Raw genomic sequence first — 24,306 nt, forward strand, 5'->3', positions numbered from 1 at the left:
GACGGATCAGCTGCCGGTGGCCGCTTCCGGCACGGCCGCCTCGTCCGTGATCACTTGACGGGGGATTGCGGGAGAAGAACAGCGCACCGGCCGAGAGATGGAGACGTTCATGACCGTGCTGTCCAGCACCATGACGAACTGCGCCGCCCCGAGCACCGTGACCGCACCCCGGCGTCCCGCCATGGCCGCACCTCCCGCGCGCTCGTGGCCGCATGCTCACCGGTCCGGCCACGATCGCGACAGCACGCGACGACAGCCGCGCAAGCCCCACCCGGTAGGCTGGCCCCGTGCTTCTCTCCGATCGCGACATCAAGGCCGAGCTGGGCGCCGGGCGCATCGCCCTGGAGCCCTACGAGCCGGAGATGGTGCAGCCGTCGAGCATCGACGTGCGCCTCGACCGGTTCTTCCGGCTGTTCGACAACCACAAGTACCCGTTCATCGACCCGGCGGTCGACCAGCCCGAGCTGACGCGGTTCGTCGAGGTGGATGCGGACCAGCCGTTCATCCTGCACCCCGGCGAGTTCGTGCTCGGTTCGACGTTCGAGCTGGTCAGCCTTCCCGACGATGTGGCGGCGCGGCTCGAGGGCAAGAGCTCGCTCGGCCGGCTGGGGCTCCTCACCCACTCCACCGCCGGGTTCATCGACCCGGGCTTCTCGGGCCACGTGACCCTCGAGCTGAGCAATGTCGCGACGCTTCCGATCAAGCTGTGGCCGGGCATGAAGATCGGCCAGATGTGCTTCTTCCGGCTGTCGTCCGCCGCCGAGCGTCCCTACGGCTCGGCCGAGTACGCCTCGCGGTACCAGGGGCAGCGGGGCCCGACGGCGTCGCGCTCGTACCTGAACTTCCACCGCACCGACGTCTCCACCACCGAGGCGGGCCGTCCCGCCTGATCCGTCCCGCCTGATCCGAGCCGCCTGGCCCGACCGCGGGCCGAAGGGAGTTGCGCACCATGAGCGAGACCACCGACGCCGCGTTCGCACGGGCCCTGATCAGCGCGGGTCCGATGGAGCACAACCCGCAGCGGATGCAGCTGTTCGGACGACTGGTCGGCAGCTGGCGCGCGGAGGTCCGGCAGCTCGACGAGGCGACCGGAGCGTGGCGCGAGTACAGCAACGAGTGGATCTTCGCCTACACGCTCGGCGGTCGCGCGGTGCAGGATGTGCTCGTCATCCGCGACGAGGCCGACCCCGAGGGCGTCCAGGGCCGCGGCTCGACCGTGCGCGTGTACGACTCCACGCTCGGGGCGTGGCGGGTGAGCTGGTTCGGCGCCGCCGCCGGCGATTTCTGCACCCTGGTCGCGACGCCCTACCGCCGCGACGGGATCCGGCAGGACGGCACGCAGACCGACGGGCGCCCCATCCGCTGGAACTTCTCCAACATCACCGACGACTCGTTCGAGTGGGACGGCTGGGTCTCCGACGACGAGGGCCGCACCTGGTGGCTGGAGCAGCACATCGACGCCGTCCGCACCGGATGAGGGGACTGCGGTGTTCGACGATTTCGACGACCCCCGGCTCGACCGCAGCGTCTGGCTGCCGCACTACCTGCCGGCGTGGAGCTCGCTCGCCGAGACGCGGGCGACCTACCTCATCCACGACTCCCACCTCGAGCTGAGCATCCCGCCCGACCAGGGCCTGTGGTGTCCGGGCGAGCACACCCCGGCGCTGCGGGTGTCGGGGCTGCAGACCGGCAACTTCTCGGGCCCCGCCGGCTCGACTGCCGGGCAGCAGCCGTTCCGCCCGGGGCTCACCGTGCGGGAGCAGCAGGACGAGTTCCACGGCTGCCTGGTCGACCACGGGACGGTGGGGATGCGCGCATCCCTCTACCTCAGCGCGCGGTCCATGGCGTCGCTCTGGCTGGTGGGCTTCGAGAACGAACCCGAGCGCAGCGGCGAGCTCTGCGTGATGGAGGTGTTCGGCCGCGACGTCGAGCCGGAGCAGGCGCTTGTGGGGATGGGCTTCCACGCGTTCCGCGACCCGCGGCTGGCGGAGGACTTCGAGCGCATCCCCCTTCCGATCGACGTCACCGAGCCGCACGCCTACGAGGCGCACTGGGACGGCGACGAGGCGACTTTCCGGGTCGACGGCCGGGTGGTGCGGATGCTGGATGCGCCCCCGCGCTACCCGCTCCAGCTGATGCTCGCGGTGTTCGATTTCCCCGAGTGGCCGGACGAGCGGGACCCGGGGCACGCCTTCGTCCCGACGCTCTCGGTGGACCGCGTCTGGGCGACCTGACGCCGCGCGACGCATTCACCTCCGGGCATACGCCCGGAAGAGTTATCCACAGTCAATTACACAGGTGGAAAATAGTGAGCCAGACTCACAGCTGACCCGAAGCTTCGAGACTGTCGTCGGCGTAGAGGGCCGGCAGCTGCAGCGTGAGCCACGGGCTGAACGCCCAGGGGGTCGCCTCCACGGCGCCGAGCAGCGAGCGCGGGTCGACCCACTCCCACTCGGCCACCTCTGTGGCGGACGGGCGGAGGTCGCCGACGACGGTCGCGGTGTAGACCGGGCAGACCTCGTACTCGACGATCCCGGCCGCATCCACGGCTCGGTAGCGGAAGTCCGGCAGCACCGGCTCGAGGTTGTCGATCGACGCCCCGAGCTCGTCGGCCGCGCGACGGCGCACCGCGTCCTCCATCGATTCGCCGGGGCCGGGGTGACCGCAGAACGAATTGGTCCACACCCCGGGCCACGTCGCCTTGCCCAGTGCGCGGCGGGTGACCAGGATGCGGCCCTCCCCGTCGAAGAGGTGGCACGAGAAGGCGAGGTGCAACGGCGTCTCCGTCGTGTGCACCGTCGCCTTGTCCGCGGCGCCGATGGGGGTGCCATCCTCGGCGAGCAGAACGACCTCTTCGCGGGGCGGCGTCATGCGTCCATACTAGGCGGCGCCCTCCGGGGCCGAGCCGGGAGCATCGTGGGTGGAGCCGCCGTCGGCGGCGCCGGGCCCCTCGCCGCGCGCCGGGCGCCAGCCGAGGTTGCGCGCCATCCGCTCGAGCGTCGCCATGGTGGTCGCGTAGTCGGCCTCGGAGATGCCGTTGGCGAGCTCAGCCCGCACGGTCCCCACGCGCTCGAACGCGCGGTCGTGGGCGGCGCGTCCCTCGTCGGTGAGTGTCGCGCGGTCGCCGTCGAACCAGACCCAGCCGCGCTCGACGAAGTCGGAGAGCACGTGCTGGACGCGGTGCCCGCGGCGGCGGTCGCGATCGAACCCGCCGAAGCGACGGTCGAACGGACGGCCGGGGCGTCCTGGACGGCCGGGTCCGAAGGGGCCGTACGCGTAGACGTAGGCGTACCCGTGGCCGCCGGGAACCCCCGGGCCGCCCGGGCCGCCCGGGCCGCCCGGGCCGCCGAACGCTCCGGGGACGCCGCCGCGCGCCCCGACGGGGAGACCGCCGTACGGGTGCGGGCCGAACGGGCCGGCCGGCTGGCCGGCGCGCAGCGTCCCGAGGGTGAAGCCGCGGTCGAAGCCGCGCAGGTAGCCGCGCTCGACGGCCTCCTCGAAGCCGTGCGGGTGCTGGCCATGGTGGTGGTGATGGTCGCTGCCGTGGGGGTGGCCGGCGTCGAGGTGGCCCTCATAGTGGTCCGCTTCGGGCCGGTCGGCCTCATAGTGGTCCGCTTCGGGCCGGTCGGCGCCGTGCCGGTGCCCGTCGCCCTCGCCGCGGTAGCCGTCCCCGCGGGCGTCGCCCGCGGCGACGTCGCGCTCGTCGCGCGGCTCTTGGCCGCGCCAGCCCGGGCGGAATCCGTATCCCCGGCGCTCGTGGTGATGCGGCCGCGGGTCGTGGCCGTCGTGGCCGTCGTGTCCGTCGCGGCCGTTGTGTCCGTCGTGTCCGTCGCGGCCGTCGCGCTCGCCGCGCGGCCCTCCGTGCGGCATCCGCTCGGCGAGCTGCTCGGCGGTCGCCGGTCCCTCGGCGAGGGTGTGCAGGATGCGCCAGCTTCCGCGGCGCAGTCCCAGGTCGGCCAGCGCGTCGCGCATCCGCTCGTGCAGCAGGCTCTCGATCTCGCCGAACCAGTATCCGGGCGGCGTCTGTGTGGAGTCGTCGATGTTCGTCATCGGGGCTCTCCTCTCGGTTACATGTACTCTTACAAGTAAATGTATAGTTACATGCATGAGCGGTGAAGGTCAAGACGATTCCGGGATTCCGCCGCAAGCGGACATCGTGGCGATGATCGAGCACGCGCTGCTCGCGGTCCGCCGCGACCAGTCGCGGCGCCGCCCGCCGTGGGCCGAGGGGATGCCGCACGGACACGGGCACGCCCACCACGGCGGACACTGGGGACCGGCACACGGCGGCGGACCTTTCCCCGCTCAGGCCGGCGGCGCACCGTTCGGCGGCATGCCGTTCGGCGACTCGGCGCGTCCCGGTCCCGGCCGGCGCGGCGGGCGTGACGGCTCGCTCGGCCGGATCGCCCGCGTGCGTATGCTCGAAGCGCTCGAAGCGGCGGATGCGGACGGCCGCAGCCTCTCGGTCTCCGGCATCGCCGCCGCGATCGGGGTGGACCAGCCGCGCGCGAGCCGGCTCGTGCAGGAAGGCGTCGAGCGCGGCCTGGTGCGCCGGGTCCCGGACCCGTCGGACGCGCGCCGCGCGCTCATCCAGCTCACCACCTCCGGCCGGGCGCTGCTCGAGGAGCTGCGCAGCCACCGCCGCTCCTCGGTGGAGACAGCTCTCGCCGCCTTCACACCCGAGGAGGCGCGCACCTTCGCGGAGCTCTTCGACCGGTTCGTGCGCGCCTGGCCGCGCCCAACCCCGCCCGAGGAGCCGCCGAGCGGGAACTAGACGCTCGAATCCGTCCGGGATTCGCGCATCCACTCACCGTTCGCTGCCGCGCCGGCACAAGACGCGGCGCGCGAGGGTCAAGCGCGGCGCGGAGCACGCACGGGGATGAGGAGCGCCAGGCCGATCGCGAGCACCAGCACGATCGCGAGGATGCCCCAGTACTGGGCCCCGCCGACTGCGACGAAGATCGCGAACAGTGTCGGCGCGAGGAACGACACCGCGCGACCGGTCGTGGCGTAGAGGCCGAACACCTCGCCCTCGCGGCCGGCCGGCGTCACCCGGGCGAGGAACGTGCGGCTCGCCGACTGCGCCGGCCCGACGAACAGGCACAGCACGAGCCCGCCCACCCAGAAGGCCGCGGCGCCGAGGTCGTGGGTGAAGAAGACCGCGAGCCCGGCGACGATCAGGCCGACGAGCGACGTGACGATGACCGCCTTCGGCCCGAAGCGGTCGTCCAGCCGGCCGGAGAGCAGCGTGCTGACGCCCGCGACGACGTTGGCCGCGATGGCGAAGATGATGACCTGGCCGCTGGTGAAGCCGAACGTGCCCTGGGCCAGGATGCCGCCGAACGTGAACACGCCGACCAGGCCGTCACGGAACAGCGCCGACGCGATGAGGAAGAGGACGGTGTTCCGGCTCTCCTTCCACAGCCGGCCGATGTCGCGCACCAGCACCGCGTACGACGCGAAGAAGCCGACGCGCGGTGTGCGGGCGTTCGGGGCGATCTCCGGCACCGTGAAGAGCACCGGGAGCGAGAACACGAGCGTCCACGCCGCCGCGATCAGCGCGATGATGCGGATGTTCAAGCCGTTCTCGGTCGGAACGTGCAGCAGCCCGCCGTCGCCGGCGACCATACCGAAGTACACGATGAGCAGCAGCACGATGCCGCCCAGGTAGCCCGCGCCCCAGCCGAAGCCGCTGACGCGTCCCACCGTCTTCGGCGTGGAGACCTGCACGAGCATCGCGTTGTAGTTGACGGTGGCGATCTCGTAGAAGATCGTCCCGATGGCGACGAGGGCGACGCCGAGCAGGAAGTACGACGGCTCGCCCACGACGAAGAACATCAGCGCCGTCACGAGCACGACGACGCCCGTGTTGACGCCGAGCCAGAGCTTGCGGCGGCCCGAGCCGTCGGTGCGCTGGCCCAGCACCGGGGCGATGAGCGCGACCACGATGCCCGCGATCCCGACGCCCCAGGCGAGTCCGCTGGACAGCACGGCGACGGCGGCGTCGTAGGCGGTGTGCGCCGGGCCGGAGGTGCCGGACTCGGCGTTCTTCGCGCTGACGACCGCAGGGTCGACGAACAGGCTGCTGGTCAGATAGACGGTGAACACGAACGTCGTGATGACCGCGTTGAAGGCTGCGCCGCCCCAGTCCCAGAGCGCCCACGACACCACCCAGCGGCGGGGGATGCGGCGGTCGGTCGCACTATCGGCGAAGAGCGGGCTCGTGGTCGTCACCAGGGCATCGTCGCCCGTACCGCCCCCCGGAAGTTCCGTGGTCATGCACACAGCGTAGGGCCCATCCCGCACATCCCCCGCCCCATCTCGCCGAGGTGCACCTTGTTGTTCACTTCCGCGGCGTGTCGGGCACAACGACGTGCACCTCACGGGCCGCGCAGCGGGGAGGGTGGGGGGAGGGGCGCGCGGCTAGAGGGAGGCGGGGAGGCTGTAGACGGTGCCGCGGCCGTCGCCACGCACCTGCCGGTGCAGGTTCTCCATGGTCAGATCGAGCTGGTTCGCGGTGCCCGCGGCCTGCGTCAGGTCGCGCAGCAGACCTTCGGGGACCTCGCCGTCGTACTTGTAGTAGATCTTGTGCTCGAGGCTGGCCCAGAAATCCATCGCCACCGTCCGCAGCTGGATCTCGACCGGCACGAGGACCGGTCCCTCGCTGAGGAAGACGGGAACCTCGACGATGACGTGCAGGCTCTTGTAACCGTTGGGCTTGGGATGCGCGATGTAGTCCTTCACGCGCAGCGTCCGGACATCCTCCTGCGCGGTCAGGAGGTCGAACACGCGGTAGACGTCGGAGACGAAGCTGCAGACGATGCGGATGCCGGCGATGTCGGTGATCGACTCCCGGATCGCGTCGAAGCTCGGCTCGCAGTTCTTGCGGATGACCTTCTGCTCGATGCTCTCCGGCGACTTCAGCCGGCTCGAGATGTGCTCGATCGGGTTGTAGTCGTGCAGTTCGGCGAACTCCTCCCGCAGGATGCCCACCTTGGTCGAGATCTCGTCGATGCCGAACTTGTACGGCATGATGAACCGCGCGAAATCGTCCCGGAACGCCTGGACCTCGCTGAGCGTCGCGGGGTCGATGCTCTGCAGCGCCTCGATGGCCCGGCTGGAGAGGAGCGGGGCGGCGGCGGGGTCCGTTTCCATGCTCTCGACGCTAGCGACGGTGCTTGTGCGGCCGGTGTGAATCGGGGGGTCCCAAACGCCGCGCGATGTGCTTCCCTGAGCGTGCCACGGGACGCAGGGAGGTACGCCATGAGTGCGGAGAGCACGGCTCCGGTGCGGTTCAACGCGAGGCTGGCGATCCTGCTGGCGATGGCGATGTTCGTGCTGGTGGTGGACACCTCGCTCATGAACGTCTCCATCTCGGCGGTCGTCCACGACCTGCACACCACGGTCAGCGGTGTGCAGAGCGCGATCGCGCTGGAGGCGCTGGTGTCGGCCGCGTTCATCCTGATCGGCGGCAAGACCGGCGACCTGATCGGCCGCAAGCTGGCCTATGTGCTCGGGCTGCTCGGGTACGCGGTCGGCGCCATCGCGATGACGCTGGCGCAGAACCTCGCGGCGATCATCGTGTTCTGGGCGATCATCGGCGGGATCGGCGCCTCGCTGCTGCTGCCGGCGATGCAGTCGCTCATCCACGGCAACTTCGAGGGCGCGCAGCAGAAGCGCGTCTACGCCCTCGTCGGCGCGTCCGCGGCGATCGCGGCGGCGGTGGGCCCGCTGCTGGGTGGTTTCATCACCACGTTCCTGTCGTGGCGTGTCGGCTTCCTGCTGGAGGCGGTCATCATCGCGGTCGTGCTCTCCGGCATCGGCCTGGTGAAGGATGTGAAGTACACCGGGGAGCGCTCCGTCGACCTGGTCGGCGCGCTGCTCTCGGTGATCGGGATGGGCGGCATCGTCACCGGCATCCTGGTCTGGCAGGAGGGCGGCGAGCGGGTGCTGCTGATCATCCTGGTCGGCGTGGCGGGCCTGGTCTCGCTGGCGATCTGGCTGCGCTCGCGGTCGCGGCGGTCGAAGCCCACGCTGCTCGACCCCAGGCTGTTCCGGTCGAAGCTGTTCCAGTCCGGCGTCTCGGGTCAGCTGCTGCAGCAGATCGCGCTCGGCGGCACGATGATCGCGCTGCCCATCTACCTGCAGATGGTGCTCGAGTACAACGCGCTGCTCTCGGGGCTGTCGATCGCTCCGCTCTCGCTGAGCATGTTCGCCGTCGCACTGCTCGCGGGCCGCCGGCTGAAACGGCGGCCCGCCAACCTCATCCTCTGGGGCTTCTCCCTCGCCGTCGTCGGCGTCGCCGCGATCATCCCGCTCGTGCCGATCGCGACCTCGGGCTGGTACCTCACCCTGCCGCTGATCATCGCGGGGTCGGGGCTCGGGCTGCTGGTGTCGCAGCTCAACAACTACACGCTGTCCCCGGTCTCCGACGAGCGGGTGAGCGAGGCCGCGGGCGTGAACTCCGCGGCCGGGTCGTTCGGGCTCTCCTTCGGTCTGGCGTTCGCCGGCGCCATCATGCTGGCGACGCTCGCCGCGACGTTCACCGCGAAGACGGACGCGAGCACGGTGCTGCCGCCCGACGACAAGGCGCAGATCTCGCAGGTGCTGGAGACCGACGCCGAGGTGATGTCGAACACCAAGCTCATCGAGCTGCTCAAGACCGAGCCGCCCGAGGTGCAGGCCGAGGTCGTGCGCATCAACACGGAGTCGCGGCCGATCTCGCTGCAGGTCGCCCTGCTGGTTCCGGTGCTCGCCGGTCTACTCGGCGTGGCGAACGCGTTCCGGATGCGCCGCCTCCCCGACCCGGCGCCGAGCGAGGCCGCGGAGGGCACCCTCGCCGGGTGAGCCCGTCGAGCCTAGGGTGGCGCTATGGCCAACACGCTCACCGGGGATGCCGACCTGTACCTGCCCGAGTTCGACGATCCGCCCGCCGAACCCGGCGGCCTGCTCGCGGCGTGGCTCGAGCGGGCGAAGGAGCGCGGCGTGAGCGAGCCGCTCGCCGCGACCCTTGCGACGGCCGGCGCCGACGGCGTCCCGGATGCGCGCACGGTGGCCCTGGCCGCGCTCGAATCGGACGGCGTGACGTTCGGGACGGCGGAGCGCAGCCGCAAGGGGCGCGAGCTCGCCGACAATCCGCGGGCGGCGGTCGTGCTCTACTGGCGCGAACTGCTGCAGCAGCTCCGTATCTCGGGTCCGGTCGAGCGCCTCGACGGCGACGACTCGGACGCCATCTTCGCCCGCCGCCGTCGCGAGGCGCAGGCGGCCTCGGCCGTGAGCGAGCAGGATGCGCCCCTCGACGATCTCGACCTCTTGCGCGCCGCGGCGCGCGACCTCCAGGGTGCCGAAGGACCGATCGAGCGGCCCGAGAACTGGCTCGGCTACCGCGTGGTCCCGGAGACGATCGAGTTCTGGCACGGCAGCCCCGACCGCCTCCACCGACGGCTCGAGTACCGCCGCGGCGACGCCGGCTGGACCGTGCGGCGATTGCAGCCGTAGGGGAATAGCCGCACTCTCTCCAAAGTTGAGTCAGGTGAACTCAAGTTTTGGGCTTGCGCTCTTGACAGCATCCCACTCGGATGACAGTCTTGAGTCGTCGAGGCTCAACTCTTGACCACAGACTTTCACGGCACACGCCAGCAACAAAGGAGAGAAGCACACATGTCACGTGCAGTAGGTATCGACCTCGGAACCACGAACTCCGTCGTCTCGGTGCTCGAGGGCGGCGAGCCCACGGTCATCGCCAACGCCGAGGGTTTCCGCACCACCCCGTCGGTGGTCGCCTTCACCAAGGACGGCGAGGTCCTCGTCGGCGAGACCGCCAAGCGCCAGGCGGTGACCAACGTCGACCGCACGATCTCGTCCGTGAAGCGCCACATGGGCACCACGTGGACCACCGAGATCGACGGCAAGAAGTACACCGCGCAGGAGATCTCCGCGCGCATCCTGCAGAAGCTGAAGCGCGACGCCGAGCAGTACCTCGGCGACACGGTGACCGACGCTGTCATCACCGTCCCGGCGTACTTCAACGACGCCGAGCGCCAGGCCACCAAGGAGGCCGGTGAGATCGCGGGCCTCAACGTGCTGCGCATCATCAACGAGCCGACTGCGGCCGCGCTCGCCTACGGCCTCGACAAGGGCAAGGAGGACGAGCTCATCCTCGTCTTCGACCTCGGTGGCGGCACCTTCGACGTCTCCCTGCTCGAGGTGGGCAAGGACGACGACTTCTCGACCATCCAGGTGCGTGCGACCGCCGGCGACAACCGCCTCGGCGGCGACGACTGGGACCAGCGCATCGTCGACTGGCTGATCAAGAAGTTCAAGGAGACCACGGGCGTCGACGTCTCGAAGGACAAGATCGCCCTCCAGCGCCTGAAGGAGGCGGCGGAGCAGGCCAAGAAGGAACTGTCGTCGAGCATGTCGACCAGCATCCAGCTGCCCTACCTCTCGCTCACCGAGAACGGCCCGGCCAACCTCGACGAGACGCTCACCCGCGCCCAGTTCGAGCAGATGACCAGCGACCTCCTCGACCGCACCAAGAAGCCCTTCCAGGACGTCATCCGCGAGGCCGGCATCAAGGTCGGCGACATCGCGCACGTCGTGCTCGTGGGTGGTTCCACCCGCATGCCGGCCGTCTCCGAGCTCGTGAAGCAGGAGACCGGTGGCAAGGAGCCCAACAAGGGCGTCAACCCGGACGAGGTCGTCGCCGTCGGCGCCGCCCTGCAGGCCGGTGTCCTGAAGGGCGAGCGCAAGGACGTCCTCCTCATCGACGTCACCCCGCTGTCCCTCGGCATCGAGACCAAGGGCGGGATCATGACCAAGCTCATCGAGCGCAACACGGCCATCCCCACCAAGCGCAGCGAGACCTTCACCACGGCCGACGACAACCAGCCGTCCGTCGCGATCCAGGTCTTCCAGGGCGAGCGCGAGTTCACCCGCGACAACAAGCCGCTCGGCACGTTCGAGCTGACCGGCATCGCCCCGGCCCCGCGCGGCATCCCGCAGATCGAGGTCACCTTCGACATCGACGCCAACGGCATCGTGCACGTGTCCGCCAAGGACAAGGGCACCGGCAAGGAGCAGTCGATGACCATCACCGGCGGGTCGAGCCTGCCGAAGGAGGACATCGACCGCATGGTGCGCGAGGCCGAGGAGCATGCGGCGGAGGACAAGAAGCGCCGCGAGTCCGCCGAGACCCGCAACCAGGCCGAGCAGCTCGTCTACTCGATCGAGAAGCTGATCAAGGACAACGAGGACAAGCTCCCCGAGGACGTCAAGAACGAGGTCCAGGGCGACGTCGACGCGCTGAAGACCGCGCTCGCCGGAGACGACGACGAGGCCGTGAAGACGGCGTACGACGCGCTCAGCTCCAGCCAGCAGAAGCTCGGCGAGGCGATCTACTCCTCGGCCCAGTCCTCCGAGGCCCCCGCCGGTGACGCGGGCGACAGCCAGCAGGCCACGTCGTCCGACGACGACGAGGACGTGATCGACGCCGAGGTCGTCGACGACGAGGAGAAGAAGTAATCATGTCGGACCAGAACGGCGGCTCTCCGGAGCCGGAACGCGAGGAGCCGATCATCCGCGACAAGCGCAAGATCGACCCCGAGACCGGGAAGGTCCGGCAGCCGGAGGGCGACCAGACGGCCGGCAACGGCGGGGACGACGCCGGTGAGCACGACCTCTCCCACGAGGAGCTCATCGACGTCGGCCCGGCCGAGGGCCAGGAGCAGGAGGACGAGACCATCCTCAGCGATGACGACCTCGACATCCTCTCCGGCCAGACCACCGCGGAGGAGCTCGCGGCCGAGCGCCTCGCCGACCTGCAGCGGGTGACCGCCGAGTACGCGAACTATCGCAAGCGCACGGAGGCCAACCGCGAGATCGAGCGCGAGCGAGCGGTCGGCGACGCGGTCAAGGGCCTGATCCCGGTGCTCGACGACCTCGAGCGCGCGGAGAAGCACGGCGACCTGGGCGAGGGCAGCGTGTTCTCGACCATCGCGGCCAAGCTCCGCACCGCGGTCGAGCGCCTCGGCCTGACCCCGTACGGCGAGAAGGGCGAGCCCTTCGACCCGCAGATCCACGAGGCGATCTTCCAGCAGCCGACCCCGGGCGTGACGGCGGACACCGTCGCCGAGGTCGTGGAGACCGGCTACCGCCTGGGCTCCACCACCGTGCGGGTGGCCAAGGTCGTCGTCTCGGTGCCGGCCTGACCGGCATCCAGCGCACCACGGAGCGGCGGGACTCGGTTCCCGCCGCTCCGCTCAGCAGGTGCGCCCTCACGTTTTCGTGCAGACTTCATCCATCACCGACAACGACTTGAGAGGAGGCGCCCGTGGCTAGCCAGGACTGGTTCGACAAGGACTTCTACAAGGTGCTTGGCGTCTCCAAGGACGTCAGCGAAGCCGACCTCAAGAAGACGTACCGCAAGCTGGCCCGCAAGTACCACCCCGACTCGAACCCCGGCGACGCCGCCGCGGAAGCGAAGTTCAAGGAGATCAGCGAGGCCTACTCGGTGCTGAGCGATCCCGAGGAGCGCAAGGAGTACGACCAGATCCGCGCGATGGGGACCGGCGCCCGGTTCACCGCGCCCGGCTCGGGCGCGCAGGGCGGCTTCGATGACGTCTTCGGCGGGATGTTCGGCCAGGGCGGCAACCAGCGGTACACCTTCCAGCAGGGCGGCGAATTCGACGACGTCTTCGGCGGACTGTTCGGGAACGGCCGATTCGGCTCGTCGTCCGGCGGGTTCCGCGGCTACGGCGGACCGACCCGCGGCCGGGACGTGACCGCGCACACCACCATCGACTTCCTCACCGCCACCCGCGGTGAGACGATCACCCTCCAGGCGTCCGACGGCAAGCCGATCAAGGTCAAGATCCCGGCAGGCGTCGCGGACGGCCAGAAGATCAAGCTGCGCGGCAAGGGCCAGCCCAGCCCGGACGGCGGAGAGCCCGGCGACATCGTCCTGACGGTCACCGTGCGCAAGCACCCGGTCTTCGAGCGCGACGGCCTCAACCTCCGCGTCAGCGTCCCGGTGACCTTCACGGAGGCCGCGCTCGGCGCGACCATCGAGGTCCCGACGCTCGGCGGAGACCCGGTGAAGCTGCGCGTTGCTCCCGGCACCCCGAGCGGTCGCGTGCTGCGGGTGAAGGGCCGCGGCGTCGAGACGCCGAAGGGCACGGGCGACCTGCTCGCCGTCGTCCAGGTGGCCGTACCGTCGCACCTGTCCGGCGAGGCCAAGGAGGCGCTGGAGGCGTTCGCCGCGAAGCTGCCCGACGAGAACCCGCGCGACGACATCCTGGCCAAGGCCCGGAGCTGACGATGGACGAGAACAGCCAGGTCTTCGTGATCTCGATCGCGGCGGAGCTCGCGGGCATGCACCCGCAGACCCTCCGCCAATACGACCGGCTGGGACTCGTCAGCCCCAGCCGCACCGCCGGCAAGTCGCGCCGCTACTCGATGCGCGACGTCGCAAAGCTGCAGGAGATCGCCCGGCTCGGCTCCGAGGGCGTCAGCCTGGAGGGCATCCGCCGCATCCTGGAGCTCGAGGACCAGGTCGGCGAACTCCGCGGCCGCGTCCGCGAGCTGGAGTCGGCGCTCGCCGACGAGCTCCTCAACCGCCCCGGCCGCCGCGTCTTCGCGGCCGGCTCCGAGGGCGAGGTCGTCTCGATGCGGGCGGGCACCCGCGTCCGCCGCAGCAATCAGCTCGTGGTCTGGCGGCCGCTGGAGCGTTAGGCGGGCCGCAGGAAGATCCACTGCACGCCGAAGCGGTCGTACAGCTGCCCGTACCGGCCGAACGGGAGGTCGTGCAGGTCCTGCAAGTGTTCGGGCTGCGCGCCCTCCTTCATCCGCTCGACGATGCGCTCCAGCCGCTGCAGGTCGTCGTCGGTGACGAAGACGGCCGACATGTTGCCCCGAACGGGATCGAAGTCCGGCGAGGCCATCCAGTCGGAGGCCGACAGCGCGAAGCCGTCACTGGTCAGCACGGAGTTGATGATGCGGTCGTGCTTCTCCTCGGGGAACTGTTCCCGCATCGGGGTGTCGCCCAGTCGCGACAGGCTCAGCTCGCCGCCGAACGCCGAGTGGTAGAACCCCATGGCTTCCGCGCAGTCGCCGTCGAACAGCAGGAAGGGTGTGCTCTGCAACATCCCCACATGATGCGCCCCGGCGCGGCCGTGCGGCCAGCCCGCGAGTCTGCTGCGGTCCGGAACGTCTGCGCCCGCGCGCGCCGCCGCAGTCGTTCCCAACGACCGCAGTCGCCGCCGCGGCGCGAAGGGTCGCGCGCCCGTCACGATCGGGGCGGGAGCTCCGTCTTAACCGGTGAGCCGATGGTCAGGGGAGGCGGATGCGGGCAGAACGGGATGGGACGGCGGTCAGAGCGGTCGGGCGCGGAGTCGTGGGGGAGCGGCTGGCGATCGTCCTCGCCGTAGGAGCGGCGCCCGCGGCGACTCTTGTCGGGTGGATGCCGCTGGTCGGCGTGGTCGCGGGGATCCTGCCGCTGGTGGCCCTGATGCTCGCGTTCTGGCTGTGCGGCCGGGGCTGCCGATGGCACCGCTGGGCCGCCGTCTGCGTCGGCGTGACCTCGGTCTGTCTGGTGCTCTGGTCGGTGGAGGTCGTGACTGCGATCCTCACGGACACCTGGACGGTGCGCGAGGTGGGCGCATGAGTGGGCTCTGGGCCCGCGCCACCGCGGGAGAGCCGTGGAAGACCTGGCCGAACGCGATCACGGCGGTGCGCCTTCTCCTGCTGCCCGTGCTGCTCGTCCTGCTGTCGTCCTGCTTTTTCCTGCCGGCGGCCGCCGTCGCGGCGGTCGTGTTCGTGTCCGACTTCGCCGACGGATGGGTGGCCCGGCGCTTCGGCCAGACGAGTGCGCTGGGCCGCTGGCTCGATCCGCTGGCGGACCGGGCCACCGTTCTCGTGATCGTCGTCGGGGCGGCCGCCGCCGGCGTCGTCCCTCCGGCCTTGGCGCTTCTTGCCGTCGTCCCGGACGCCTTGCTGGTCGTCGTCGCCACCGTCTTCTTCCGCGGAGTCCCGACCATCCCGGTCGTCGGCCTGGGGAAGGTGAGGACCGGGCTGCAGTTCACCGGGTTCGGAGTCGTCATCCTGGCCGCCGCCCTCGACGCGCAGGGCGCGGCGGTGCCTCTTCTGGCCGACGCCGGTCTGCTCCTGGTCTCGGTGGGCGTCGTGTGCAGCTTCGTCGCCGGTGCGGCCTACAGCGTCGCTGCGGGGCGCGTGCTCCGGGGCGCGCCGGACCGGGTTCGCTAGAGGGAGGAGACGCCCTGGCCGACGTACAGGGTGTTCTGGATGTTGTGGGCCTCGCCCGCCGCGATGTCGCCGTCGATCCCGGCCCGCACCTCCCGCATGAGCTTGTGCAGCTCGGCGTGCTTCTCGGGCAGCCGCGCATGGCCGGTGCTGTCCCAGAGGTTCGACACGGGGAGCGTGTCGCCGGCTTCGACCGCCAGCGTCCACTCCTCCGTCGTCGCCACCGCGGCGAACTCGGACTGCATGGTCACGAGCACGCTGCGGTGGAGGGCGTCCGCCGAGATCGCGCCGGCCTCGTTGACGAGGTCGAGCGTGCCGGTGGCGTCGGACAGGAACTCGACGGTGAAGCCGAGCTCCGCCGCATCCCGGGCCGTGCCCGCGCAGCAGTGCTGCGTCATGTAGCCGGCGATCGTGATGGTGTCGATGCCCTCGGAGCGGAGCCACTGCTCCAGGTCCGTGCCGGGGAAGGCGGAGACGCTCGTCTTCTCGATCACGTGGGCCGGCGTCCGGTCGGCGATCGAAGAGTGCAGGGCGGCGCCCTCCGACCCGCGGGCGAAGACCGGGGCGCCCTCGTCTTCGATGTGCTGCACGACGACCACCGGCACGCCGTGGTCGTCGGCCGCATCCCACGCCACCTCGATGTTCGGGATGGACGTCATGAGATCCGGGAAGCAGATCTTGAGGTTGCCGGTGACGTACTCGTTCTGCAGGTCGATCACGATCAGCGCGCGCTTCATGGCTGAACTCTAGACCCGCGGACTCGCCCTCCGAGGGTCGGCTCCGCCCGGCGCGCGCAGCCCTATGCTGTGGACCGATGACGACACCGCCGCAGGACCCGTACGCTCCACCGCCCTCGTACGGTTACCAGCCGTACCCGCCCGCGTCGGGCCCCGGATACGCGCCCGTCCCGCCGCCGAGCGTGCCTGGCCGCGTCCTCGGCATCGTCGGCTTCGCGCTCTCGTTCGTCTTCCCCCTGGACATCGTCGGGCTCGTGCTGTGCATCGTCGCGCTGGTGCAGTCGCGGCGGGCCGGACACAACAACGGCTTCGCGATCGCCGGCATCATCATCGCGGCGCTCGGCATCCTCTTCTGCGCGGTGATCCTGGCGCTCCTGATCCCGGCGATGGTGGACCTGTTCCAGACCTGCGGCCGTCTCGGCAACGGTGTCCACCAGGTCGGCGGGGCCGTCTACACCTGCGAGCCCGGGTCGGCGCACAAGAGCTGGAGCTACTGAGCCGTCACCTCTTGCGCACGGGCGGCCTGGTCTAGGCTTTTGCTCGGCCGGAACCGCCCACAAGGCGGGGCCGCGCGACGAAGCACACCGACTCCCACGAGGAAGCGACGATGAAAGCCCTGTTCAAGAGCGAGGCCGCACCGGGTCTCGAACTGGTCGATGTCCCCGAGCCCGAGGTGGGCCCCGAGGATGTCCGGATCCGCGTTCTGCGCACCGGCATCTGCGGCACCGACCTGCACATCCAGCGCTGGGACGACTGGGCGGCGTCGGCCGTGAAGGCCCCGCTCGTCCCCGGCCACGAGTTCTTCGGCGAGGTCGTCGAGGTCGGCCCGCTGGTCCGCGACGTCGAGGTGGGCGACCTTGTCTCGGGCGAGGGCCACATCGTCTGCGGCACCTGCCGCAACTGCCGTGCCGGGCGCCGTCAGATGTGCATCCGCACCCAGGGCGTCGGCGTGCAGCGCGACGGCGCGTTCGCCGAGCAGCTGGTGCTGCCGGCCACCAACGTCTGGGTGCACCACAGCGCCATCGAGCCGGAGGTCGGCGCGCTGTTCGATCCGCTCGGGAACGCCGTGCACACCGCGCTCGCCTTCCCGGTGGTCGGTGAGGACGTACTGGTTACGGGATGCGGGCCCATCGGCCTCATGGCGATCGCCGTCGCCCGCCATGTCGGTGCGCGCTTCATCGTCGGCACCGACATCAGTGCGCAGCGCCTTGAGCTCGCCCGCGGGATGGGTGCAGACTTCACCGTCGACGTCTCGCAGCACGACATCCACGAGGCGCAGAGGGCGCTCGGGATGCGCGAGGGCTTCGACGTCGGCTTCGAGATGAGCGGAGCGCCGACCGCGCTGCCGTCGATGATCGAGAACATGAACCACGGCGGCCGGATCGCGATGCTCGGTCTGCCGTCGGAGCAGATCGCGGTCGACTGGGGGATCGTCGTCACCCACATGCTCACCCTCAAGGGCATCTACGGCCGCGAGATGTTCGAGACCTGGAACGCCATGGGCGCGATGCTGCAGACCTCCACCGAGCTGCACGACGCGATCGCGTCGATCGTCTCCGACCGGTTCGCAGCCCGGGACTGGGAGAAGGGGTTCGCCGCGGCAGCGGCGGCCGGCGGCGGCAAGGTCATCCTCGACTGGACGGAGGTCTGAACATGTACGGGAGCTTCCGGGAGCACATCGCGGCGCAGCTGGAGGAGATCGAGGAGGCCGGGCTCACCAAACGCGAGCGCAGCATCCACGGTCCCCAGTCGGCGCTGATCACGGCCGACGGCCAGGAGGTGCTGAACTTCTGCGCCAACAACTACCTCGGCCTCGCCGACCACCCGGCCCTGCGCGACGCCGCGAAGTCCGCCCTCGACGACTGGGGCTATGGGATGGCCAGCGTCCGGTTCATCTGCGGCACGCAGGAGCAGCACCTCGAGCTGGAGCGCCGGGTGTCGCGCTTCCTCGGCACCGAGGCGACCATCCTGTTCTCGTCCTGCTTCGACGCCAACGGCGGTGTCTTCGAGACCCTGTTCACCGCCGAGGACGCGATCGTCTCCGACGAGCTGAACCACGCATCCATCATCGACGGCATCCGCTTGTCGAAGGCGCAGCGGTACCGCTACAAGAACCGCGACATGGACGATCTGCGAGCCCAGCTGCAGGCGGCACGGGATGCGGGTGCCCGGTTCACGGTCGTCGTCACCGACGGCGTCTTCTCGATGGACGGCTATATCGCCCCGCTCGCGGAGATCTGCGACCTCGCCGACGAGTTCGGCGCCCTGGTGTTCGTCGACGACTCGCACGCCGTGGGCTTCGTCGGCGAGCACGGCCGCGGCACCCCGGAGTTCTGCGGCGTGGCCGACCGGGTCGACATCTACACCGGCACCTTCGGCAAGGCGCTCGGCGGCGCGTCCGGCGGCTACGTCTCCAGCCGCCGCGAGATCGTCGACCTGCTGCGCCAGCGCGCGCGCCCGTACCTGTTCTCGAACACGCTCGCGCCGTCGATCGTGGCCGGAACCCTCGCGGCACTCGACCTGTTGGAGCAGTCGGACCACCTCCGGGCGCAGCTCGTCGCGAACGCGGAACTGTTCCGGCGCTTGATGGACGAGGCCGGCTTCGACCTGTTGCCGGGCGCGCACCCCATCGTCCCGGTCATGTTCGGGGATGCGGCGCTCACCGCCCGCATCGCCGACGAGATGCAGCGCCAGGGCGTCTACGTCACCGCGTTCTCGTACCCGGTCGTCCCGAAGGGTCGCGCGCGCATCCGCGTGCAGCTGTCGGCGGCCCACACCGAGGAGGAGATCCGGCGGTGTGTGGACGCGTTCGTCGCGTCGCGGGAGGCGGTCGCGGCGTAGCGGTCAGCCGGATGACCGCTATCGGACGGCTCGCTCGGGTAGACGCTAACGTCTAGTCGGGTTCGGGGCGATCCGGTGCTTCAACCCGACGGGGAGGTTGTCAGGTGGAAGTACGTATCGATCTGGATGCCGTGCTGCAGGGCGCGTCGCCGCTCGCGGGCGTCCGAGGGTCGGTGCCGAGCGGAGTCTTGCCGGCGGCGGGCGACGTCGGAGACCAGGCGGTCGACGCCGCGCGTCTCGCACTGGAGGACTGGTGGCGGACGATGAGTGCCGGGACGGCGGATGACGTCGACGCCCTGCACCAGCTGGTGACGGCCGCGGCCAACGCGCAAGCTGTCCGCGATCGTCAGGCGGCTGCGGACATCGAGAAGGCCGGGGATCCGATGGCTCCCTTCCGGGTGGGGTAGGCCGTCGTGCAGGACTTCACCGACGAGGATCCGGGTCGCGGCAACCCGGAGGGGATCGATGGGCTGATGGGTCGGCTCAGGCAGGATCAGGGAAAGCTGGAAAAAGCCCACAGTGTCGTGCAGACGTCGGCGTGGGCCGTCAAGCAGCATTGGAAGGGCAAGGCTGGAAAAGCGGCGGCAGCAACGCATGAGGCGTTGCTGACCAGCATCGCCACCAAGCATTCCCTGGTCGACCGTGCGTTCCTGGCATGCCGGGAGTACCGGGATGCCCACGAGACGGTCAAGGATCAGGCGCGGGTCTGGGTGAACCAGCTGGAGGCGGCCCGACGGACCATCGCTGCGGCAGCCGGGATGGTCAAAGGTCCAACCTCGGCCCCGGGGATGGCGGACCTGAAAGCCCTTCGCGAGCTGATCGCGGAAGCGAATCATTCGGTGTGGGAAATGGTGGCGGCGTGGGTCAGCGGTGAAGGGCAGCGCACTTTCACCTTCAACGACAACGATGCTTTCACAAAGGTTTTCAAGAGAAGTGATAGCGCGGCCGCAGCCACGGAGTACGTCCAGGGAAAGGTCCTGGAGGGTGAATATCAAGGGATCGGCAACTACGAAGCGCAAGGAAGGGACCTCCCCCGTGACCTCAAGACGATCGCGAGTCTGGGAACAGAGGGCAATCTCCCGGAGGCATTCGTCGGATCGTACAGCTATACGTATCGGGTGACCGCCGTCCATCCTGACGGCACTGGTGAAGTCACCATTACAGCGACGAACTGGACGACGCCCGAGTCCGCCACGCGGGTCCCGGGTAGCGGGCAGTGGCCCATGGGCCCTTGGTACGTCCCCCCGTACGGCGGGATGAAGTTCCGCCAGGACGTAACAGGCGGGTACAAGCCAATCCAGCAGGTGATCACCTGGACAGTGACCGTCAGCATTCCATGATATCGGCATCGTTGGCGCCGCACCGATGGGCCCGTCGGCGGGCGCTGTGGCTGATTCCGGCCGTCATCATCGCGACCGTCGCGGGACTGCTCGCCGCTAGCGCATGGGCCCAACGTCCTGTCCGCTTCCGGGAAGCGGATGTGTATGGCACCTGGACGAGCGATGGAGCGCATCCTACGACGCTTGATTTCCACGAAGGCGGCGCCGTAACAGTCTCGGACACCCCGCTCCGCGACAAGATCTCCTATCAATTTGGCGAGGCCAGGGATGAAGCCACCTGGACCTTCTCTCGGATCGGCGATTCGCAGACGGTCAATATCGGCCTGACGCCCCTGTACCCAGAGGAGGGATGGTTCTCGACAGTGCTGGTTCTCTACACGGGTGATCCGGACTCGGCCGGCACACGAGTCGTTTTCACGAAGACGACCACCCCTTCCAAACCTCGGCTACTGCGAAGTTCTGCGAGTCCAGGAGACGGAAAGTTGCGCAGTTATCAGACGATTCGGCAGGACATCACCTGGACGGAAACGGTCAGGCTACCGTGACGCCGGTGTTCAGGGGATCGAACCGGGGCAACCCACTGTGGTTGCTGTGGTTGATTCTGGGTCTCACGTTTGCGTATCTCGCGTGGGAGGTTGGTTCGTGGTTCTGGCTGCAGCGTCCGGTCGAGTTCTCCGAGCGGGACGTGTACGGGACGTGGGTGAGTGACGGCGCGCATCCGACGACCCTGGAGTTCAAGAAGGGCGGCGTCGTGATGGTCTCGGGCGCGCCGCTCCCTCAATCGCCCAATTTTCACCTTCCTACGTTGAGCGGTGAGACGGGATGGACGTTCTCCCCGGATGCGAGCGATCCGAGCGTCGCTGTGGGTCGGGCCTCTGGCCAGATCATTTACGTGGAGAACTCGGTGTTCTCGACCGTGCTGGCCCTTTACATTGGTGACCCGGATTCGGCCGGAACGCGAGTGGTCTTCAGGCATGCAGACTCGCCGGGCGGGCAACCGTGAGCGAGTGCCCTGCCCGCTCCTACTCCTCCACCGACGCCCGCCCCCCGCGCAGCGTCTCCCCGCGCCGCGCGAAGAACAGCGCGAGCGCCAGGATCAGGAACACCGCCAGCGCCGACAGGTCGACCATCGCGACGGTCCCCCCGACGGCCGCCGCCTGCGACAGCCCGCACGCCCGCGCCGTCTCGTCGCCCGCGCAGAGGAAACGGTCGCCGGAGCTCGTCGCGCCCGTCTTCAGCCAGGAGCCGATCAGCTGGTTGTACGCCGTCTCGAGACCCTTCGTGAGGGTCGGACCGGAGTGCCCCTCGCCGGGGACCGCCCAGTAGGTGACCTTCCAGCCGGCGTCCTCCGCGGTGGTGGCTGTCGCCTCCACCTGCGGGCGGAACTTCGCGTCCTCCTGTCCGGCCACGAAGATTCCGACGACCGGTTCGGGGTAATGGTGCCCCGCGAGCACGTTCGCCGGCCACGTCTTCTCGTACGCCACCTGGTCGCCCTCGAAGTACCGGTCGCGGGTCACCGTCGGGCGGTGCTCGCCCGGCTTGTCGGGCCCGGATACGTCGATGACGGCGCCCCACCGCTGCGGGAACAGGGCGCCCAGGTAGGCGGCGCACTCGCCGCCGTGCGAGAAGCCTGCGATGACGCGCTGTGTGCGATCGTGCGACGCCGGGAGGTTGGCGTCGATCCAGGCCGGGACGTCCTGCGACAGGTAGGTGACCAGCTTGCCGCCGGACGTGTCCGCGCACGGCGGGTTCTTGTCGACCGCCCCCAGCTGGTCCACGACCAGCACGAAGGGCGCCTGGTCGAGCCGGTCGTCGCCGAGGCCGTGCAGGGCATCCAGCGTCGCCCCGAGGGTGGGGTTGCCGGGCTGCCCCATCATCATCTCGACCACGGGCCGCGTCGCGGACGGGTCGCGCAGCCAGCCGGGCGGCACGAACAGGTGGGCGTCGCGCGCCTCGAAGCCGGACGCCGTCGGGGGGATGCGGACGGCGAGCTGGTATCCCTCGGCCAGCGTCTTCGCGGTGACCGGCACGGCGTGGCCGGCGACCACGGGCTGGGCGGTCGCCGGGACGGCGGCCAGGCCGATCGCACCGAGCGTCAGCACGGCCGCGAGCCCGGCGATCACCGCCCGGATCGCCGTCCGGTCCGCCGACTGCAGCAGGTCGCCGATCGCGAGCGGGAGCACGGTCGCCGCGAGGAGCGGCACGAACCATCCGGCGCCGGTCAGGTCCGGCCGGGGGAGCAGCAGCACCCCGAGCAGCACCAGGACCAGCCCGGCGATCTGGCCGGCCACGACGGCGACGACGGTGGCGGTCGCCCGGAAGCGCCACGACCTGCGCACGAACCGGTAGGCCGGGTACGCGCCGACCACGACGAGGGCGGCGGCGAGCCACGGCAGGGCGGACATCGCGGCCAGTCTACGGCCACGGATGATCGGAGCCCGCCTCGCGGAGCGTACGGTTGCCTGAGAGAAGGAGGCGGGATGATCGTCGACAACGCCGTGTACGTGGACGGCCTCCGCACCGAGCCGCCGTCGCTCGAGGAGACCTGCGAGACGGTCCGCGACCGTGGCGGGTTCGCCTGGATCGGCCTGTACCGGCCGACCGAGGAAGAGCTCGGCGCGGTGGCGAAGGAGTTCGACCTGCCGCCGCTCGCCGTCGAGGACGCGCTCGCCGGGCATCAGCGCGCGAAGATCGAGAAGTACGGCGACATGCTCTTCGTCGTCCTGCGTCCCGCCCACTACATCGACGAGACCGAGAAGGTCGAGTTCGGCGAGGTGCACATCTTCCTCGGCGCGGACTTCGTGATCACGGTCCGCCACTTCGAGACGCCCGACCTGGCGCGCGTCCGGCGCCGGCTCGAAGGCGACACCGCCCTCCTCGCGCACGGTCCGATCGCCGCGCTGTACGGCATCCTCGACGAGATCGTGGACGAGTACGCCCCGGTGGTCGCCGGTCTGGAAGACGACATCGACCAGATCGAGGACCAGCTGTTCTCCGGCGACCGCGGTGTCTCGCGGCGCATCTACGAGCTGTCGACCGAGGTGATGCACTTCCAGCGTGCCGTCGACCCGCTGCGCGACGTGCTGAGCAACCTGCGGCAGGGGCTGCTCGCCCGCGAGGAGGACGAAGACCTGCGGGATGCGTTCCGCGACATCGAGGACCACGTCATCCGCGTCACCGAGCGGGCCGACGGCTTCCGGCAGATCCTGCAGAACGCCCTGAGCGTCCACACGACCCTGGTCGGCCAGGAGCAGAACGACGAGGTGAAGAAGATCTCAGGATGGGCGGCCATCCTGTTCGCGCCGACCCTCGTCGCCTCGATCTACGGCATGAACTTCCGCCTCATGCCCGAACTGCACTGGGCGCTGGGCTACCCGTTCGCGCTGCTGCTCATGCTGGCCATGGGCGTCGGGCTCTACTTCGTGTTCAAGCGGAAGGGCTGGATCTAGCCAGCAGAGCGTGCCGCGCCCGCAGCCCCTCCATCAGCGCGGTCAGGCCGACCTCGAACGCGGCGTCGGCCGGCGGCGTGGAGCCGAGAGCAGCTTCTCGCGCGCGGTAGGCGGCAGCGAACGCGGGCACCTCCTCCTCGGCCCCGCTCGGGTCGAACATGTCGCCCGGCGCGATGGCGTCGAGGGCCGAGCCGAGGATGAACGACTCGACCGCGACGATCGCCGGCAGTACCTCCGGCTCGGGCCACCCGGCCGCAACCATCGCGGACACGACCGTGTCGTACATGTGCATCGTCCGCAGTGCGCCGGTGAGCGGGAGGGTCGCGAGCAGCGCGATCGTCGGGGGATGCGCGGCGAACGCCACGCGGTACGAGTGCGCCCAGGCGAGCATCGCCGCATCCCAGGGCTCGGACGCGAACGCGGTGACGTCGATCCGGTCGGAGACCAGTTCGCGGACCGCGGCGATGACGTCCTCCTTGCCCTCCACATGGTTGTAGAGGGCGCTGGGCCGCACGCGGAGCGCCTGGGCGAGCCGGGCCATCGTGAAGCCCTCGGCGCCCGACTCGTCGAGCAGTCGCAGGGCCGCGTGGGCGATCAGGTCGCGCGTGAGCACCGCCGTCCGGGGACGCCCCACCCGGCGCGCCGGGCGATCCATCTCGGCCATGCTCTTCCCCTCCGGCT

At 70.0% G+C, this 24,306-nt stretch carries 29 protein-coding genes; 20 read left to right on the forward strand and 9 right to left on the reverse strand.

All coding sequences use genetic code 11. The features are described from left to right. Nucleotides 1-6: 6 nt before the first annotated feature. Nucleotides 7-183 carry a hypothetical protein gene (locus ACR9Y5_RS02185; RefSeq protein WP_481296415.1) on the reverse strand — a complete coding sequence of 59 codons (177 nt, stop codon included), beginning with the start codon at nt 181-183 and terminating at the stop codon, nt 7-9. A gap of 104 nt (nt 184-287) precedes the next feature. On the opposite strand from ACR9Y5_RS02185, the gene dcd reads away from it, so the two are divergent. From dcd to ACR9Y5_RS02200, 3 genes are read left to right on the forward strand one after another with little or no spacing between them, the layout of a single operon-like run. Then, a complete protein-coding gene (gene dcd, locus ACR9Y5_RS02190; RefSeq protein WP_310131905.1) occupies nt 288-890 on the forward strand; it encodes a dCTP deaminase in 603 nt (200 codons plus the stop codon). A gap of 59 nt (nt 891-949) precedes the next feature. Beyond that, a complete protein-coding gene (locus ACR9Y5_RS02195) occupies nt 950-1,477 on the forward strand; it encodes a hypothetical protein (RefSeq protein WP_481296416.1) in 528 nt (175 codons plus the stop codon). Between the two features lie 10 nt (nt 1,478-1,487). Beyond that, entirely contained in the window at nt 1,488-2,234 is a 747-nt protein-coding gene (locus ACR9Y5_RS02200) for a glycoside hydrolase family 16 protein (protein ID WP_481296417.1), read from the forward strand. 85 nt (nt 2,235-2,319) lie between these two features. Here ACR9Y5_RS02200 and idi read toward each other — a convergent pair whose 3' ends face one another. Then, the gene (gene idi, locus ACR9Y5_RS02205; protein ID WP_481296418.1) at nt 2,320-2,871 is read right to left on the reverse strand and encodes an isopentenyl-diphosphate Delta-isomerase; all 552 of its coding nucleotides are present in this window, start codon (nt 2,869-2,871) and stop codon (nt 2,320-2,322) included. Nucleotides 2,872-2,880: 9 nt separating this feature from the next. Continuing rightward, nucleotides 2,881-4,050: a hypothetical protein gene (locus ACR9Y5_RS02210; protein ID WP_481296419.1), complete on the reverse strand. Its 1,170-nt coding sequence runs from the start codon at nt 4,048-4,050 to the stop codon at nt 2,881-2,883. A gap of 55 nt (nt 4,051-4,105) precedes the next feature. On the opposite strand from ACR9Y5_RS02210, the gene ACR9Y5_RS02215 reads away from it, so the two are divergent. Then, nucleotides 4,106-4,774 carry a MarR family winged helix-turn-helix transcriptional regulator gene (locus ACR9Y5_RS02215; RefSeq protein WP_481296420.1) on the forward strand — a complete coding sequence of 223 codons (669 nt, stop codon included), beginning with the start codon at nt 4,106-4,108 and terminating at the stop codon, nt 4,772-4,774. A gap of 77 nt (nt 4,775-4,851) precedes the next feature. On the opposite strand, the gene ACR9Y5_RS02220 is transcribed toward ACR9Y5_RS02215, so the two are convergent. Then, nucleotides 4,852-6,279: an MFS transporter gene (locus ACR9Y5_RS02220; protein ID WP_481296421.1), complete on the reverse strand. Its 1,428-nt coding sequence runs from the start codon at nt 6,277-6,279 to the stop codon at nt 4,852-4,854. A 144-nt stretch (nt 6,280-6,423) separates the two neighbouring features. Then, nucleotides 6,424-7,155, reverse strand: a complete 732-nt coding sequence (locus ACR9Y5_RS02225; RefSeq protein ID WP_481296422.1) for a GTP pyrophosphokinase — start codon at nt 7,153-7,155, stop codon at nt 6,424-6,426. A gap of 108 nt (nt 7,156-7,263) precedes the next feature. On the opposite strand from ACR9Y5_RS02225, the gene ACR9Y5_RS02230 reads away from it, so the two are divergent. The 6 genes from ACR9Y5_RS02230 to ACR9Y5_RS02255 all read left to right on the forward strand — a co-directional run bounded on the left by ACR9Y5_RS02230 (nt 7,264) and on the right by ACR9Y5_RS02255 (nt 13,731). Continuing rightward, nucleotides 7,264-8,847, forward strand: coding sequence for an MFS transporter (locus ACR9Y5_RS02230; protein WP_481296423.1), 1,584 nt, complete (start codon nt 7,264-7,266; stop codon nt 8,845-8,847). 24 nt (nt 8,848-8,871) lie between these two features. Further along, nucleotides 8,872-9,498 carry a pyridoxal 5'-phosphate synthase gene (locus tag ACR9Y5_RS02235; protein WP_481296424.1) on the forward strand — a complete coding sequence of 209 codons (627 nt, stop codon included), beginning with the start codon at nt 8,872-8,874 and terminating at the stop codon, nt 9,496-9,498. Nucleotides 9,499-9,660: 162 nt separating this feature from the next. Further along, nucleotides 9,661-11,523 carry a molecular chaperone DnaK gene (dnaK, locus tag ACR9Y5_RS02240; RefSeq protein ID WP_481296425.1) on the forward strand — a complete coding sequence of 621 codons (1,863 nt, stop codon included), beginning with the start codon at nt 9,661-9,663 and terminating at the stop codon, nt 11,521-11,523. Nucleotides 11,524-11,525: 2 nt separating this feature from the next. Continuing rightward, nucleotides 11,526-12,209, forward strand: coding sequence for a nucleotide exchange factor GrpE (locus ACR9Y5_RS02245; RefSeq protein ID WP_481296426.1), 684 nt, complete (start codon nt 11,526-11,528; stop codon nt 12,207-12,209). A gap of 122 nt (nt 12,210-12,331) precedes the next feature. Next, on the forward strand, nt 12,332-13,315 hold the full coding sequence (locus tag ACR9Y5_RS02250; protein WP_481296427.1) for a DnaJ C-terminal domain-containing protein: 984 nt from the start codon (nt 12,332-12,334) through the stop codon (nt 13,313-13,315). A gap of 2 nt (nt 13,316-13,317) precedes the next feature. After that, nucleotides 13,318-13,731: a heat shock protein transcriptional repressor HspR gene (locus tag ACR9Y5_RS02255; protein ID WP_481296428.1), complete on the forward strand. Its 414-nt coding sequence runs from the start codon at nt 13,318-13,320 to the stop codon at nt 13,729-13,731. Here the strand turns inward: ACR9Y5_RS02255 and ACR9Y5_RS02260 are convergent. After that, nucleotides 13,728-14,144, reverse strand: a complete 417-nt coding sequence (locus ACR9Y5_RS02260) for a VOC family protein (protein WP_481296429.1) — start codon at nt 14,142-14,144, stop codon at nt 13,728-13,730. The genes ACR9Y5_RS02255 and ACR9Y5_RS02260 overlap by 4 nt on opposite strands. A 197-nt stretch (nt 14,145-14,341) precedes the next feature. Here ACR9Y5_RS02260 and ACR9Y5_RS02265 point away from each other — a divergent pair, with 197 nt between their 5' ends. Both ACR9Y5_RS02265 and ACR9Y5_RS02270 read left to right on the forward strand, forming a co-directional pair. Next, nucleotides 14,342-14,662 (forward strand): hypothetical protein, encoded by a 321-nt coding sequence (locus ACR9Y5_RS02265; RefSeq protein ID WP_481296430.1) that lies wholly within the window; start codon nt 14,342-14,344, stop codon nt 14,660-14,662. Then, complete coding sequence (locus ACR9Y5_RS02270) at nt 14,659-15,261, forward strand: CDP-alcohol phosphatidyltransferase family protein (RefSeq protein WP_481296431.1); 603 nt, start codon at nt 14,659-14,661, stop codon at nt 15,259-15,261. Before ACR9Y5_RS02265 ends, ACR9Y5_RS02270 begins: the two co-directional genes overlap by 4 nt. Here ACR9Y5_RS02270 and ACR9Y5_RS02275 read toward each other — a convergent pair. Beyond that, nucleotides 15,258-15,995, reverse strand: coding sequence for a cysteine hydrolase family protein (locus tag ACR9Y5_RS02275; protein ID WP_481296432.1), 738 nt, complete (start codon nt 15,993-15,995; stop codon nt 15,258-15,260). The genes ACR9Y5_RS02270 and ACR9Y5_RS02275 overlap by 4 nt on opposite strands. Before the next feature lie 77 nt (nt 15,996-16,072). Here ACR9Y5_RS02275 and ACR9Y5_RS02280 point away from each other — a divergent pair, with 77 nt between their 5' ends. The 7 genes from ACR9Y5_RS02280 (at nt 16,073) to ACR9Y5_RS02310 (ending at nt 21,179) form a co-directional block, all read left to right on the forward strand. After that, entirely contained in the window at nt 16,073-16,492 is a 420-nt protein-coding gene (locus tag ACR9Y5_RS02280; RefSeq protein WP_481296433.1) for a hypothetical protein, read from the forward strand. Nucleotides 16,493-16,602: 110 nt separating this feature from the next. Next, nucleotides 16,603-17,646 carry an L-threonine 3-dehydrogenase gene (tdh, locus tag ACR9Y5_RS02285; RefSeq protein WP_481296434.1) on the forward strand — a complete coding sequence of 348 codons (1,044 nt, stop codon included), beginning with the start codon at nt 16,603-16,605 and terminating at the stop codon, nt 17,644-17,646. Between the two features lie 2 nt (nt 17,647-17,648). Continuing rightward, nucleotides 17,649-18,836, forward strand: coding sequence for a glycine C-acetyltransferase (locus ACR9Y5_RS02290; protein ID WP_481296435.1), 1,188 nt, complete (start codon nt 17,649-17,651; stop codon nt 18,834-18,836). Between the two features lie 104 nt (nt 18,837-18,940). Then, complete coding sequence (locus tag ACR9Y5_RS02295; protein ID WP_481296436.1) at nt 18,941-19,243, forward strand: hypothetical protein; 303 nt, start codon at nt 18,941-18,943, stop codon at nt 19,241-19,243. Between the two features lie 6 nt (nt 19,244-19,249). Further along, nucleotides 19,250-20,176 carry a hypothetical protein gene (locus tag ACR9Y5_RS02300; RefSeq protein WP_481296437.1) on the forward strand — a complete coding sequence of 309 codons (927 nt, stop codon included), beginning with the start codon at nt 19,250-19,252 and terminating at the stop codon, nt 20,174-20,176. Then, complete coding sequence (locus ACR9Y5_RS02305; RefSeq protein WP_481296438.1) at nt 20,173-20,721, forward strand: hypothetical protein; 549 nt, start codon at nt 20,173-20,175, stop codon at nt 20,719-20,721. The genes ACR9Y5_RS02300 and ACR9Y5_RS02305 overlap by 4 nt, the downstream gene beginning before the upstream one ends. Further along, complete coding sequence (locus ACR9Y5_RS02310) at nt 20,718-21,179, forward strand: hypothetical protein (RefSeq protein WP_481296439.1); 462 nt, start codon at nt 20,718-20,720, stop codon at nt 21,177-21,179. Before ACR9Y5_RS02305 ends, ACR9Y5_RS02310 begins: the two co-directional genes overlap by 4 nt. 19 nt (nt 21,180-21,198) lie before the next feature. Here the strand turns inward: ACR9Y5_RS02310 and ACR9Y5_RS02315 are convergent, their stop codons facing one another. Beyond that, nucleotides 21,199-22,581 (reverse strand): alpha/beta hydrolase, encoded by a 1,383-nt coding sequence (locus ACR9Y5_RS02315; protein WP_481296440.1) that lies wholly within the window; start codon nt 22,579-22,581, stop codon nt 21,199-21,201. A 75-nt stretch (nt 22,582-22,656) separates the two neighbouring features. On the opposite strand from ACR9Y5_RS02315, the gene corA reads away from it, so the two are divergent. After that, nucleotides 22,657-23,625, forward strand: coding sequence for a magnesium/cobalt transporter CorA (corA, locus tag ACR9Y5_RS02320; protein ID WP_481296441.1), 969 nt, complete (start codon nt 22,657-22,659; stop codon nt 23,623-23,625). On the opposite strand, the gene ACR9Y5_RS02325 is transcribed toward corA, so the two are convergent. After that, the gene (locus ACR9Y5_RS02325; protein WP_481296442.1) at nt 23,603-24,289 is read right to left on the reverse strand and encodes a TetR/AcrR family transcriptional regulator C-terminal domain-containing protein; all 687 of its coding nucleotides are present in this window, start codon (nt 24,287-24,289) and stop codon (nt 23,603-23,605) included. The two genes, corA and ACR9Y5_RS02325, sit on opposite strands and share 23 nt — an antisense overlap. Nucleotides 24,290-24,306 lie beyond the last annotated feature (17 nt).

The organism is Leifsonia sp. KNZ13-11D (assembly GCF_056754895.1).